The organism is Sporosarcina sp. CAU 1771 (assembly GCF_054482775.1).
Window position 1 is genome coordinate 1 of sequence record NZ_JBTLRN010000030.1, and the last position, 13,198, is coordinate 13,198.

General features: G+C 40.2%; 8 protein-coding genes, 17 tRNA genes, 2 rRNA genes and 1 pseudogene. 27 read left to right on the plus strand and 1 reads right to left on the minus strand.

Annotation, left to right across the window (positions count from 1 at the left end):
- From ACXYMX_RS15020 to ACXYMX_RS15135, 24 genes and pseudogenes are all read left to right on the plus strand, one after another.
- Positions 1-84, plus strand: a 23S ribosomal RNA gene (locus tag ACXYMX_RS15020); the annotation flags it as partial.
- Between the two features lie 176 nt (positions 85-260).
- Positions 261-376, plus strand: a 5S ribosomal RNA gene (rrf, locus tag ACXYMX_RS15025).
- Between the two features lie 54 nt (positions 377-430).
- Positions 431-505: transfer RNA gene (locus tag ACXYMX_RS15030), tRNA-Asn, on the plus strand.
- Between the two features lie 3 nt (positions 506-508).
- Positions 509-600: transfer RNA gene (locus tag ACXYMX_RS15035), tRNA-Ser, on the plus strand.
- A gap of 25 nt (positions 601-625) precedes the next feature.
- A tRNA-Glu gene (locus ACXYMX_RS15040) sits at positions 626-700 on the plus strand.
- 40 nt (positions 701-740) lie between these two features.
- A tRNA-Val gene (locus tag ACXYMX_RS15045) sits at positions 741-816 on the plus strand.
- 201 nt (positions 817-1,017) lie between these two features.
- Positions 1,018-1,092, plus strand: a tRNA-Met gene (locus ACXYMX_RS15050).
- A 207-nt stretch (positions 1,093-1,299) separates the two neighbouring features.
- A tRNA-Met gene (locus ACXYMX_RS15055) sits at positions 1,300-1,374 on the plus strand.
- A gap of 3 nt (positions 1,375-1,377) precedes the next feature.
- Positions 1,378-1,453, plus strand: a tRNA-Asp gene (locus tag ACXYMX_RS15060).
- A 52-nt stretch (positions 1,454-1,505) separates the two neighbouring features.
- Positions 1,506-1,581 (plus strand) — tRNA-Phe (locus ACXYMX_RS15065).
- A 31-nt stretch (positions 1,582-1,612) separates the two neighbouring features.
- A tRNA-Thr gene (locus ACXYMX_RS15070) sits at positions 1,613-1,688 on the plus strand.
- Between the two features lie 50 nt (positions 1,689-1,738).
- Positions 1,739-1,823, plus strand: a tRNA-Tyr gene (locus tag ACXYMX_RS15075).
- A 5-nt stretch (positions 1,824-1,828) separates the two neighbouring features.
- Positions 1,829-1,902 (plus strand) — tRNA-Trp (locus ACXYMX_RS15080).
- A 22-nt stretch (positions 1,903-1,924) separates the two neighbouring features.
- A tRNA-His gene (locus ACXYMX_RS15085) sits at positions 1,925-2,000 on the plus strand.
- 34 nt (positions 2,001-2,034) lie between these two features.
- A tRNA-His gene (locus ACXYMX_RS15090) sits at positions 2,035-2,110 on the plus strand.
- 9 nt (positions 2,111-2,119) lie between these two features.
- Positions 2,120-2,191 (plus strand) — tRNA-Gln (locus tag ACXYMX_RS15095).
- 4 nt (positions 2,192-2,195) lie between these two features.
- Positions 2,196-2,270: transfer RNA gene (locus ACXYMX_RS15100), tRNA-Gly, on the plus strand.
- A 15-nt stretch (positions 2,271-2,285) separates the two neighbouring features.
- Positions 2,286-2,359 (plus strand) — tRNA-Cys (locus ACXYMX_RS15105).
- A 29-nt stretch (positions 2,360-2,388) separates the two neighbouring features.
- Positions 2,389-2,469 (plus strand) — tRNA-Leu (locus ACXYMX_RS15110).
- A gap of 373 nt (positions 2,470-2,842) precedes the next feature.
- Positions 2,843-3,277, plus strand: a pseudogene (locus ACXYMX_RS15115) (lyase family protein); the annotation flags it as partial.
- Between the two features lie 220 nt (positions 3,278-3,497).
- A complete protein-coding gene (locus ACXYMX_RS15120; protein ID WP_459045073.1) occupies positions 3,498-4,256 on the plus strand; it encodes a DeoR/GlpR family DNA-binding transcription regulator in 759 nt (252 codons plus the stop codon).
- A gap of 8 nt (positions 4,257-4,264) precedes the next feature.
- Positions 4,265-5,566, plus strand: a complete 1,302-nt coding sequence (locus ACXYMX_RS15125) for a four-carbon acid sugar kinase family protein (protein WP_459045074.1) — start codon at positions 4,265-4,267, stop codon at positions 5,564-5,566.
- Position 5,567: 1 nt separating this feature from the next.
- A complete protein-coding gene (gene pdxA, locus ACXYMX_RS15130; RefSeq protein ID WP_459045075.1) occupies positions 5,568-6,581 on the plus strand; it encodes a 4-hydroxythreonine-4-phosphate dehydrogenase PdxA in 1,014 nt (337 codons plus the stop codon).
- Between the two features lie 64 nt (positions 6,582-6,645).
- Positions 6,646-8,025 (plus strand): GntP family permease, encoded by a 1,380-nt coding sequence (locus ACXYMX_RS15135; RefSeq protein WP_459045076.1) that lies wholly within the window; start codon positions 6,646-6,648, stop codon positions 8,023-8,025.
- A 213-nt stretch (positions 8,026-8,238) separates the two neighbouring features.
- Here ACXYMX_RS15135 and ACXYMX_RS15140 read toward each other — a convergent pair whose 3' ends face one another.
- Complete coding sequence (locus ACXYMX_RS15140; RefSeq protein ID WP_459045077.1) at positions 8,239-8,601, minus strand: winged helix-turn-helix transcriptional regulator; 363 nt, start codon at positions 8,599-8,601, stop codon at positions 8,239-8,241.
- A gap of 125 nt (positions 8,602-8,726) precedes the next feature.
- On the opposite strand from ACXYMX_RS15140, the gene ACXYMX_RS15145 reads away from it, so the two are divergent.
- The 3 genes from ACXYMX_RS15145 (at position 8,727) to gshAB (ending at position 13,088) form a co-directional block, all read left to right on the plus strand.
- Positions 8,727-9,845, plus strand: a complete 1,119-nt coding sequence (locus ACXYMX_RS15145) for an S-(hydroxymethyl)glutathione dehydrogenase/class III alcohol dehydrogenase (protein ID WP_459045078.1) — start codon at positions 8,727-8,729, stop codon at positions 9,843-9,845.
- A gap of 5 nt (positions 9,846-9,850) precedes the next feature.
- Entirely contained in the window at positions 9,851-10,684 is an 834-nt protein-coding gene (fghA, locus tag ACXYMX_RS15150) for an S-formylglutathione hydrolase (protein ID WP_459045079.1), read from the plus strand.
- Positions 10,685-10,823: 139 nt separating this feature from the next.
- Positions 10,824-13,088, plus strand: a complete 2,265-nt coding sequence (gene gshAB, locus ACXYMX_RS15155) for a bifunctional glutamate--cysteine ligase GshA/glutathione synthetase GshB (RefSeq protein WP_459045080.1) — start codon at positions 10,824-10,826, stop codon at positions 13,086-13,088.
- Positions 13,089-13,198: the final 110 nt, after the last annotated feature.

Sequence of the window (13,198 nt, forward strand, 5' to 3'; positions counted from 1 at the left end):
AAGATGATGAGGTTGATAGGTCCGGGGTGGAAGCGCGGCGACGCGTGCAGCTGACGGATACTAATTGATCGAGGACTTAACCTAAAGTAATCAGGTTTGCTTGATTCACAAACCGTTTCGAAGAACGTTCTTTTAGCTTTGCTAACTGAACTCTAATGTCTGTTTTATCCAGTTTTGAGCGAATAAAACAAAGAAATTTGTAGAAACGCTTGTAATAATAAATTCATATGGTATAATTAATCTTGTCTTGTGGAGAAAAGTCTAGTGATGATGGCGAAGAGGTCACACCCGTTCCCATACCGAACACGGAAGTTAAGCTCTTCAGCGCCGATGGTAGTTGGGGGTTTCCCCCTGCAAGAGTAGGACGTTGCTAGTCTTTCCACTTCAAGGCTAAGTTTGATTATATTTATGAGTGTGTTACTTTCACTATTCCGCAGTAGCTCAGTGGTAGAGCAATCGGCTGTTAACCGATCGGTCGTAGGTTCGAATCCTACCTGCGGAGCCAATTGGAGAGCTGTCCGAGTGGCCGAAGGAGCACGATTGGAAATCGTGTAGGCGGTTAACGCTGTCTCAAGGGTTCAAATCCCTTGCTCTCCGCCAGTTAAGCTCTTTATATTTCACATGTGGCCCCTTGGTCAAGCGGTTAAGACACCGCCCTTTCACGGCGGTATCACGGGTTCGAATCCCGTAGGGGTCACCAATTTATTAAATATATATAGTTTTTATTGCACTTTTACCCAGGAGGATTAGCTCAGCTGGGAGAGCACCTGCCTTACAAGCAGGGGGTCGGCGGTTCGAGCCCGTCATCCTCCACCATTTTATTTATAACATTATCTTAATGAGTTCTGTATGCCAAGTAGCATATAATTACTTTAAAGTAGCACTACTAATATTATCGCGGGGTGGAGCAAATCGCTAAATGAAAATAGCGATTAACACCGACAGTCGCAAAGCGACGTAAGGTGTCTTACACTTCATATTGCGTACAATTTATTAAAGTATTACTACTAATATTATCGCGGGGTGGAGCAGTGGTAGCTCGTCGGGCTCATAATCCGAAGGTCACAGGTTCAAATCCTGTCCCCGCAACCAATTTTTAAAATGATAAAACTAGTATCGATAAATGGTGTTCTACACTTCATATTGCATACAAATCACTAAAATACTAATAACATTATCGCGGGGTGGAGCAAATCGCTAAATGAAAATAGCGATTAACACCGACAGTCGCAAAGCGACGTAAGGTGTCTTACACTTCATATTGCGTACAATTTATTAAAGTATTACTACTATTATTATCGCGGGGTGGAGCAGTGGTAGCTCGTCGGGCTCATAATCCGAAGGTCACAGGTTCAAATCCTGTCCCCGCAACCAAATGGTCCCGTGGTGTAGCGGTTAACATGCCTGCCTGTCACGCAGGAGATCGCGGGTTCGATTCCCGTCGGGACCGCCATTTTTATTTAATCGGTTTGTAAAAGCAATATTGCTTAGAGAACCTTATACATGGCTCAGTAGCTCAGTCGGTAGAGCAAAGGACTGAAAATCCTTGTGTCGGCGGTTCGATTCCGTCCTGAGCCACCATTTTTATTACTGGTGGTTTTTTATTTATATTGCCGGAGTAGCTCAACTGGTAGAGCAACTGACTTGTAATCAGTAGGTTGAGGGTTCAAGTCCTTTCTCCGGCACCATTGTTCTCACGTATTTATTGAGAATGAAGAAATTTTAGCAATTCAATTGTGGTGGGGTAGCGAAGTGGCTAAACGCGGCGGACTGTAAATCCGCTCCCTCCGGGTTCGGCGGTTCGAATCCGTCCCCCACCACCAGTTACAGGGGCATAGTTTAACGGTAGAATAGAGGTCTCCAAAACCTTTGATGTGGGTTCGATTCCTACTGCCCCTGCCAATTTTATTAAAATTATATGATGGCGGTTGTGGCGAAGTGGTTAACGCATCGGATTGTGATTCCGACACTCGGGGGTTCAATTCCCCTCATCCGCCCCATTTTTTTATTTACAAACATTACATACATTTGATGGCGGTTGTGGCGAAGTGGTTAACGCATCGGATTGTGATTCCGACATTCGGGGGTTCAATTCCCCTCATCCGCCCCATTTATCTTTTGGGGTATAGCCAAGCGGTAAGGCAACGGACTTTGACTCCGTTATTCGTTGGTTCGAATCCAGCTACCCCAGTTTTGCGGAAGTAGTTCAGTGGTAGAATACGACCTTGCCAAGGTCGGGGTCGCGGGTTCGAATCCCGTCTTCCGCTCCAGCTCAACTCTTTCTTGGCGGCATAGCCAAGCGGTAAGGCACGGGTCTGCAACACCCTTACCACCGGTTCGATTCCGGTTGCCGCCTCCAGTTTATATTTTATGTTAAGAAATTTCTTTGCCCGAGTGGTGGAATGGCAGACACGTCGCACTCAAAATGCGATGCCGCGAGGCGTGCCGGTTCAAGTCCGGCCTCGGGTATATCCTGGTCTTTTCCAGTTAAGTTGAGAAGACCTAAAGCATCTACAAACGTTGATAACACAGCGTTTGTAGATGCTTTTTCTTTTGGGTTCTATAATAAGTGTTGGGATAGTTGCACAATTCGTGGAAAAAGAAATGCACGTAATCACCCGTTATTTTATACTTGAGTTATCGAGAAACAAGTAAAGGATAGGTGATCCGTGCATATGAATTTAAACATGAATATTCCAGGATTAAAAGATGTAATCATCGAAAAAATCAAGAACTTGGAGATCCAAAAGCTCTTGTAAATGTTAAACTTGAGCAATTCAATCTACTATATTTTTTAGAAGCATTAATCTAGTAATAGTCCAAGAAAACATCCGCACCTCTGATTGGTGAAATTACGATTCCAGAAAATGAAGCAGGCAGTTCGATTATTCCATGTAAAGTAAACCCAGCACAAAGTGAAGCCATTACGATGGCTGTCGTACAAGTAATAAGGATAGACGCAACAATAGGGTTTTCTGCAAGCCAAGGAAACTTCGAGTTAATCGTCTATAAGCCAGTTATTAGCTACAATCCGAAACACTTTTAGCAGATGCAGTTGTTAGCTTCAACGACACTAGTTCAGTAAGGATAGAACCAAATCGTGCAAAATTCACTCATGCTTAACAGTGCTAAATCCATATATCGGTTATGAAAGCGCAGCGAAAACTTTGCACTGGAATGGCAAGAGATTAAAGGGAATTGCATTGAATACGGCTCATTAAAAGAAGAACAGTTTGATGAATATGCCAAACTATCGAAAACGATTAATAATTGGTAAGTTTGCTCATAGCTTTGTGGAATATTCCGCTAGCTACATCGATGTCTTCATATTTAAATTATAAAAAGACGCCCTAGCAGTCAAAATGAACTGATAGGGCAGTTTTTTTGTTTGATTCAAAGAAATATCTTGACTATTCTGTTCGAATGTAACATAATAATGTTTAGTTATAACATTTAGGGCGTTTTTTATTCACAATGAAAAAAAGGGAGCGTTTATAATGTCGCCACGGGAAAGAAGAAAGCGTATTATTCAAATGCTTGAATTGAACGGTAAAGTAGAAATCATTCAATTATCTGAAGTGCTTGGTGTAACTCCAATGACAATCCGGCGTGATTTTGACGCATTAGAGAAACAAAAGAAGTTGATACGTACACACGGTGCTGCGATTACTCCACAAAGTCTTATTGTTGAACAGACATTTGAGTCAAAGGCGGGACAAGCTGTTGAAGAAAAGAAAGCGATTGCTCGTGAGGCAGTAACTTTTGTTCGAGATGGTATGACCATCCTTCTAGATTCAGGAACGACGACACTTCAAGTTGCAAAATTACTAAAAAGTCGGGAAAAGCTGACAGTCATTACGAATGATATTAAAATTGCAGCTGAATTAATGGATAGTAAGTTGGAGATAATACTTCTTGGTGGAAAACTTCAAAATGGTGTTGGATCTCTTTATGGATCATTAACATCGGAAACATTACGCTCCCTACATGTAGACTTGTTTTTCCTAGGTGCACCTGCTTTGCATTCGTCTCTTGGCATTACAGCGACTACGATTGAGAAGGCATCATTAAAGAAGGACATGTGTAATACAGCTGAACAAATTATTCTACTAGCTGATGCAACGAAGTTTCATCAAAAATCATTCTCAAGGGTTTGTGGACTTGATGATATCACGACAATAATTACGGATGATAGTCTTTCAAGTGAAGTGAACAAGTCTTACGGAGAATTTGTAGATATATTACTAGCGAAGTAGGTGTAACAATGAAGATTGGAATTATTGCAGATGATTTAACAGGCGCCAATGCGACAGGAGTGAGGCTGGCAAAAGCTGGTTTTAAAAGCGCAACGATTGTATTCGGTGGAAAAGTACCTGCGAACAATTCATTCACTTCAATAAGTGTTGATACCGATAGTCGATATACGTCAGTAGATGTTGCAAAAGAGCGCGTAACAGATACGTATCACCAATTACGTAGTTGGGGCGCAGATGTTGTCGCTAAAAGGATTGATAGTACAATTCGAGGAAATATAGGATCGGAAATTGATGCGTTATTAGAGGCAACGGGCGATGACAGTATAGCCGTTGTTGTGGCATCCTATCCTGATTCAGGTCGGATTACCTCAGGAGGATATTTATTAGTCGAAGGCGTTCCTGTACAGGAAACGGATGTTGCAAGGGATCCGCTAAACCCAATTACAGATTCTTATGTACCAGCAGTTATCGCTGAGCAAAGTAATTTTGAAATTGGTCATATCGGTCTTGGAACTGTCTTAAAGGGAAAGTCATGCATTGTCCCCGCGCTTACTTCTTTAATTGCGGAAAATAAGCGAATTATAGTTTTCGATGCAGTTACAAATGAGGAAATTGAGCATATTGCAGAATCGATGGCTGCAGTTAAAGGTCAGGTTATATTCCCGGTTGACCCTGGTCCACTCTCAGCAGCGTTTGGGCGTGTGAAAGCCAGACAGAGCGTATATGAAAGCAAGTGGATTGTGACAGTTGGAAGTGTGACGCCACTGACTGGTCGTCAACTTCGATACTTGATAGACAAAACAAATGCTTCACCTGTTTATGTAGATGCAACTTCATTGGCCACAATGGGCAATGAGTGGGAGCAGGAAATTAAACGGGCAACTGAGGATGCGCTGGACAAGTTGCAACATCAGGAAACACTTATTGTAACAACCTATTCACCGACCTCAAATGTGTTACCACTGGGTGAGATTGCCCAAAAAGAAAACGTAACAGAAGAAATACTCGCAAAACGAATTACTACAGGTCTTGCAAAAGTAACAAATAATGTAATCAATCAGACGGATCTCACGATTAATGGAACTTTTTCTAGTGGTGGAGACGTAACCGCCGCATTATTTGCGGAAAGCAAAGCAGAAGCAATTCAGTTAGATGATGAAGTATTGCCGTTAGCGGCATACGGTAAGTTTATCGGTGGATCATTCGACGGAATTCCAGTCGTAACAAAAGGCGGAATGGTCGGGAACAAACAATCAATCTATGCATGTGTTAATTATCTACGTGCAAAAAATCATGAAGGAAGTGTTTGATATGACAACAGAACGTAAAATTATTGCCATTCCAATGGGAGATGCTGCTGGAATTGGCCCAGAAATCACAGTTAAATCATTAGCAAAAGAAGAAATTTATAATATGTGTTACCCACTCGTCGTTGGAGACGCAGAAGTGATAGAAAAAGCAATTGAAGTAACAGAAACAGGATTGAAAGTGAACGTCGTTTCATCACCAGCAGAAGGAAAGTATGAGTTCGGTACAATCGATGTTTTGGATATGAATAATATTGATATCGATACACTTCAATTCGGTGAAGTTCAAGCACAATGTGGTAAAGCTGCATTCGAATACATCGAGAAGTCTGTCTCACTTGCAATGGCTGGAGAAGTTGCAGCATTGGCGACAACACCAATCAATAAAGAATCTCTACAAGCGGCGGAAGTACCATATATCGGCCATACAGAAATGCTAGAAGATTTAGGTGGGGCACCAGATCCTCTTACAATGTTCCAAGTAAATGGAATGAGAATTTTCTTCTTGACGCGTCACGTATCCGTAAAAGAAGCAATTGGTCAAATGACGAAAGAACGCGTTCGAGATTACTTGAATCGTTGCGACGTAGCTCTTCAACGTTTGGGTGTTGAAAACCGAAAACTAGCGGTTGCTGGTTTGAACCCACATAGTGGTGAAGGCGGTTTGTTCGGAATGGAAGAAGTTGACGAAATTGCACCGGGTATCGAAGCTGCAAAAAAAGATGGCATCGACGCATACGGTCCAGTTCCGGCTGACTCTGTATTCTTCCAAGCTTTAAATGGAAAGTACGATGCAGTTCTATCTCTTTATCACGACCAAGGACACATCGCAGCTAAAATGACGGACTTCCACCGTACAATTTCAATTACGAATGGCTTGCCGTTCCTACGTACTTCTGTCGATCATGGAACAGCGTTCGATATTGCATGGAAAAATATTGCAGCAAGCATCAGTATGGAAGAATGTATTAAACTTGCAGCAGAATATGCACCTAAATTTACACGTGATTCACTATAAGTTAAAAGCTAGATGATGAGGGGGATATCCCCTCTCATTTTTACATTAAGAGGAGGTTGGTCAAATGTCGCCAGAAGCACAAATGATTTTAGGATTAGTTATCGGTGTAATTGCTTTAATACTACTTGTCATAAAAACTAAAATACATGCATTTTTAGCATTAATTATAGCTGCATCTCTTACAGGAATTATTGGTGGAATGGAACCGGTAAAAGTAGCGGATACGATAGCAGCAGGTTTTGGAGGAACTTTAGGGTCCATTGGTATCGTAATTGGATTTGGAGTTATGATGGGACGAATATTGGAAGTTTCCGGAGCAGCTGAACGGTTAGCATACACGTTAATCCGATTAGTTGGAAAGAAAAAAGAAGAATGGGCGATGGCGATAGCTGGCTATATCGTTTCTATACCAATATTTGTCGACTCGGCTTTCGTTATTTTAAACCCGCTGGTGAAGGCGCTTTCACGTAGAACAGGAAAGTCTGTAGTGACACTTGGGGTAGCACTAGGTATAGGACTTGTCGCAACACACCACGCAGTCCCACCGACACCAGGACCGCTTGGCGTAGCAGGAATTTTCGGAGTAGATATCGGATTAATGATTGGTTGGGGCTTAATCTTCTCGATGCCAATTATTTTCTTCGGTGTTCTATATGCACAGTGGATTGGTAAAAGAATTTATCAAATTCCTAGTGAAGAAGGGGCAGAAAAGGATTTTGTTCGCCCAACTACACAAACAGCATATGAAGAGTTCGTTGCGGTTACAGATGAACGTTTAAAAGAATTACCATCATTGTTTCGTTCGACATTACCAATCTTCTTACCAATTGTGTTGATTTTCTTAAACACTACGTTAGTAGCAATGGATATCAATGGCGGATGGATCGATTTCGTTCTCTTCCTAGGTAAACCAATTATTGCGGTTGGTCTTGGATTAGTCGCAGCGATTTATGCACTAGCAGGTGAAATGAGACGTGAAGAAGCACTTGATAGAATGGAAGAAGGAATGACGACTGCGGGTATTATTTTACTTGTTACGGGTGCCGGTGGAGCACTAGGTCAAGTATTACGTGAAAGCGGCGCGGGAGATTACATCGCGGCAGAAATTGCGAGCTTACCACTTCCAGCAATTCTCATACCGTTTTTCGTTGCAACAGTAGTTCGTCTTATTCAAGGTAGCGGAACGGTAGCAATGATTACGGCGGCGTCGATTTCAGCACCTATTCTTATGAATTTAGATGTTAATATGGTTCTTGCAGCACAAGCAGCAGCACTCGGTGCAATGGCATTTTCTTATTTCAACGACAGCATGTTCTGGGTTGTAAATAGAATGTTAGGAATCACGAATGTGAAAGAACAAATTCTTGTTTGGTCGGTTCCTACAACGATCGCTTGGGCAGTATCGCTAGGCTCTTTACTTATTGCAAACCAATTTTTTGGATAATAAAATACTTGAAGACAGGCACATTTAAGTATGTGTCTGTTTTTTTGGGTTCTAAAAACCTTATTTGTGACGATGATATACTATTAAGAAAATAACGTTAGTAAAAATCCAAGTGTTTTTTTCTGTCCAGCGGCAGATTAAAATAAAAAAGCCATGAAACGCCTTCGTTCCGGCATTCCATGGCTTTCATTTTTATCACTGGTCGTTCTTTTTTTAGTCAATAGTTATTTTATCCGCAGTTTCTCCTGAGTGTTCTGCAAATTCATCTCCCCAGTCACAGATGGACGTTACAACAGGTTCTAAGCGAAGACCTATTTCGCTAAGTTCATACTCGACTTTAGGGGGTACAACAGGATATACAGTTCTAGTAATTACTTTGTCGTCTTCCAATTCCCTTAACTGTCTTATTAACATACGTTGATTGACTTGGGGAAGGATTCTTTGCATTTCGCTTAATCTTAAGGGAGACTGGTGAAGTAAACACCAAATAATCGCTATTTTCCAACGTCCGCCTATAACGGATAACGCCAAGTCTTTTCCATTGAAAAAGACTTTATCTTTATAATGAATTGTCATCTTTATTCACTCCTTATCGTTATGATACTACACAGTGACAAAAATGTCAGTATTGTTAATCGTTTAAATGTATGTGATTATAGTAAGTAGAGTAAGATAAAACATAAAAGAAAGTAGGAATTAATTTGAAAAGCAGAGCAGCGGTAGCATTTGGACCAGGAGAACCACTTCAAATTGTAGAAATCGATGTTGAGGCACCAAAAGCAGGAGAGGTAATGGTTAAGATTCTTTACACGTCTGTTTGTCACACGGATGCGTATACATTATCAGGCGCAGATCCGGAAGGCGTATTCCCTGCCGTACTCGGTCACGAAGGTGGCGGAGTTGTTGTATCAGTTGGTGAAGGCGTAACTTCAGTAGAACCAGGAGATCACGTTATTCCACTTTACACACCTGAGTGTGGAAAATGTAAGTTCTGTCTTTCAGGAAAGACAAACCTATGTGGCGCGATTCGTGAAACACAAGGGAAAGGTCTAATGCCAGATGGCACGACTCGTTTTTCATACAACGGTGAGCCGATTTATCACTATATGGGAACGAGCACGTTCAGCGAGTACACAGTCGTTTCTGAGTATTCTCTTGCTAAAGTCGAAGACAAAGAAGTTCCACTTGATAAAGTTGCACTACTTGGATGTGGCGTAACAACTGGAATCGGTGCGGTTCACAACACAGCTAAAGTTGAAGAAGGCGCTACAGCAGCAGTATTTGGTTTAGGTGCGATTGGATTAGCCGCTATTCAAGGACTCGTTCAAGCAAAAGCTAGCCGCATCATTGCAATCGACATGAACGAAGATAAGTTTGATTTGGCTAAAAAAATGGGTGCTACGGACTTCATTAATCCTTCTAAATTTGATAAGCCGGTTCAAGAAGTCATCGTTGAAATGACTGACGGTGGCGTCGATTATAGCTTTGAGTGTATCGGAAATGTCGATGTTATGAGATCGGCTCTTGAATGTACTCATAAAGGTTGGGGCGAAAGTATCATCATCGGTGTTGCTGCTGGTGGGAAAGAAATCAGCACACGTCCATTCCAATTAGTGACAGGTCGCGTTTGGAAAGGTACTGCTTTTGGTGGCGTTAAAGGGAGAACTGAACTTCCAGGAATGATCAATGACTTCATGGACGGAAAAATCGATTTAGATTCATTTATCACACATAACTTGAACTTTACAGATATTAACGAGGCGTTTGACTTACTGCATAAAGGCGAGTCAATCCGTACAGTATTAACATTTGAGGAGTGAAAATAATGAGCATCAAACAAATTGAACAAATAAGTTCTTTTAACGGTGAACAAAATAAATACAATCATTATTCGGAAGTTTTACAGTGTGATATGACATTTAGTGTCTTCTTACCTTCGAATAAAGAGAATAAAGAAATACCTATTATCTGGTGGTTGTCTGGTTTAACTTGTACCGATGACAACTTCAGTCAAAAAAGTGGATTCCAAAGACTAGCTGACCTACACCAAGTAGCTGTTGTTATCCCTGACACTTCACCACGCGGAGAAGATGTTGCGAATGATGATGCATACGATCTTGGACAAGGTGCAGGATTCTTCTTAAATGCCACTCAAGAACCTTGGGCAAAGCATTATAAAATGTATTCATACATTACGGAAGAATTATCAGAAATTGCAGCTTCGTTAGTCCCTAATTTTTCAGGTAAAGAAAGTATTATGGGTCACTCAATGGGAGGCCACGGCGCTTTAGTCATCGGTATGAAAAATGCTTCGAGATTTAAATCCATCTCTGCTTTTTCACCAATCCTAAGCCCGAGTCAAGTTCCTTGGGGAATTAAAGCCTTCTCGAATTATTTAGGCGATAACAAAGAGACTTGGAAAGAATGGGATTCTTCAGAGCTAATTAAAGAAACCAACATTCCACCAACTCTTATTACACAAGGATTGAAAGATAATTTTTATCCAGGACAACTGGATGAAACTACGTTCTTACAAAATGCTAAAGACAATAACCAAGTCATAAACTACAACCAAGTAGAAGGTTATGACCACAGTTATTTCTTTATCTCGACATTCTTAGATGAACATTTTGCATTCCATATGAAGCACTTAGGCTAATACGAATATCACAATAAAATAGGTAATAGAAATTATCCGCATTGCAACTAAATGTGGGTAGTTTCTATTACTGCATTTCGTCATGTTTTAAAACGTGCTGACTGAACAAATATTTGAATAAAGGAGGGGTATAGTTTATATGGACTTTAAAAAAATGTTGAGTAGTGACCGTGTTAAACCATACTTATTAAAAGCTGGTTACGGAATTGAAAAAGAAGGCCAACGAGTTGACTTATCAGGAAATTTGGCTAAAACAGATCACCCTGAAAAAATTTCTATAAATGATGAAAACCCATATATACAGCGAGACTTTGCGGAAACGCAGATGGAACTAATCACACCGGTTACTAGGTCATTGGAAGAGCTGTTTAGTTACTTATCAGCAATCCATGAAGTGGCACATCGTTCAATGAGTGATAATGAGATGCTTTGGCCATTAAGCATGCCACCGCGGTTACCAGAAAAAGAAGAAGACATCATTATTGCCAAATTACAAAATGCTGATGGCGTTTTATATCGTAGGTATTTAGCGAAGTCTTATGGTCGTCGTAAACAAATGATTAGTGGTATACATTATAACTTTGAATTCGGCGACGAGTTAACGCGAGCGCTATTTAAATTACAGTCGGAGATTAACGATTTCGATAAATTTAAAACAGAACTTTATTTAAAAGTAGCGAGAAACTACTTACATCATAGATGGTTAGTAACGTACTTTTACGGGGCATCCCCAATCAGTGAAGAGAACTTCTTTGAGGAAGGCTCTTTGAAAGAACCAGTGAGAAGTATTAGGAATAGTAAATATGGCTATACCAATCATGACGATGTTCAGGTGTCATATAGCAGCATTCAGAGTTATGTATCAAACATTACTCAGATGGTTAAAAAAGGATTACTAATAGAAGATAAAGAATTTTATTCCGCTATTCGTTTAAGAGGCGGGCAGCAAGTTGCCGATTTAGAAGACAGCGGTGTTCGATATATTGAACTCCGTAATATAGATTTAAATCCATTTGAAACGTACGGAATTGGCTATGAACAAGCAGAATTTCTACATCTTCTTTTAATCTATTCTCTATGGAAAGATGAAGGGAAGAATTGTGATGAATGGGTAGATGCGGGCGAATCTTACAATGAGCTTGTGGCTCTTGAGCACCCTTTGGCACATACACAATTTAAACAAGAAGCTGAAGATATAATTGATGAAATGGAAAGCTTAGTAGAAACGTTACATTTAACTGTTTCAGACACATTATTTGTTAATCTTAGAGAAATGTTAGTAGATCCAAGTAAGACTATAGCTGGACAGCTTTATAGAGAGAGTGAAAAAAGTAGTCAAGGTCAAGTAGCTACTAATATTGCTAAAGCAAATTATGACAAGTCGTGGGATAAACCTTATCAATTAACGGGATTTACCGACATGGAGTTGTCGACTCAGCTAATAATCTTTGATGCTATTCAGCAAGGAATCCAGGTTGAAATATTGGATCAGCATGACCAGTTTTTAAAACTCCAATTAAATGATCATGTTGAATTTGTGAAAAATGGGAATATGACAAGTAAAGATAGTTATATATCCACATTAATCATGGAAAATAAAACAGTGACGAAGAAAATTCTTCATCAACATGGATTCAATGTGCCATCAGGTGAAGAGTTTAATAACATAGACGACGCTTTACGTTCCTATGAACTGTTTTCCACCACACCTTTTGTTGTGAAGCCTAAATCAACCAACTATGGATTGGGAATATCTATATTCAAAGAAGGCGCTACTTACGAAGATTACGAAAAAGCAATTACGCTAGCATTTAAAGAAGATACTTCAGTATTGGTCGAAGAGTTTCTTAATGGAACCGAATATCGTTTCTTTGTCTTAAATGATAAAGTATCTGCTGTCTTGTCACGAGTTCCTGCAAATGTTCAAGGTGACGGTAAACATACGATTGAAGAGCTAGTCACAATGAAAAACCTTGATCCTTTAAGAGGAAGTGACCATAGAACACCGTTGGAAATTATACAAATGGGTGAAATGGAAACACTTATGCTCAAAGGGCAGGGCTATCAATTTGATTCGATTCCAAAAAAAGATGAAATGATCTATTTACGAGAGAACTCCAATGTCAGTACAGGCGGAGACTCAATTGATGTCACAGATCAAATATCTGATGACTATAAAAAAATAGCAGTGGATGCGGTTTCGGTACTTGGCGCTAAAATTAGTGGTATCGATTTAATTATTGAAAATAAAGAAGTTCCTGCAGCTAGTGATAATGCTTATGGAATATTAGAGGCGAACTTTAATCCATCCATGTACATGCACGTATATCCGTATAAAGGGAAATCTCACCGTCTAACTATGGATATCATACATTATTTATTCCCCGAACTATTACAACGCTAAGCTATTAAAGATTCAAAGCTCAATGATGCGTAACCCCGTACTGGATAGGGTCGGGGTTAAATGAATAGCGTCATTTTTACGAACTAGATATTGAACTAAAGAATCTAAAA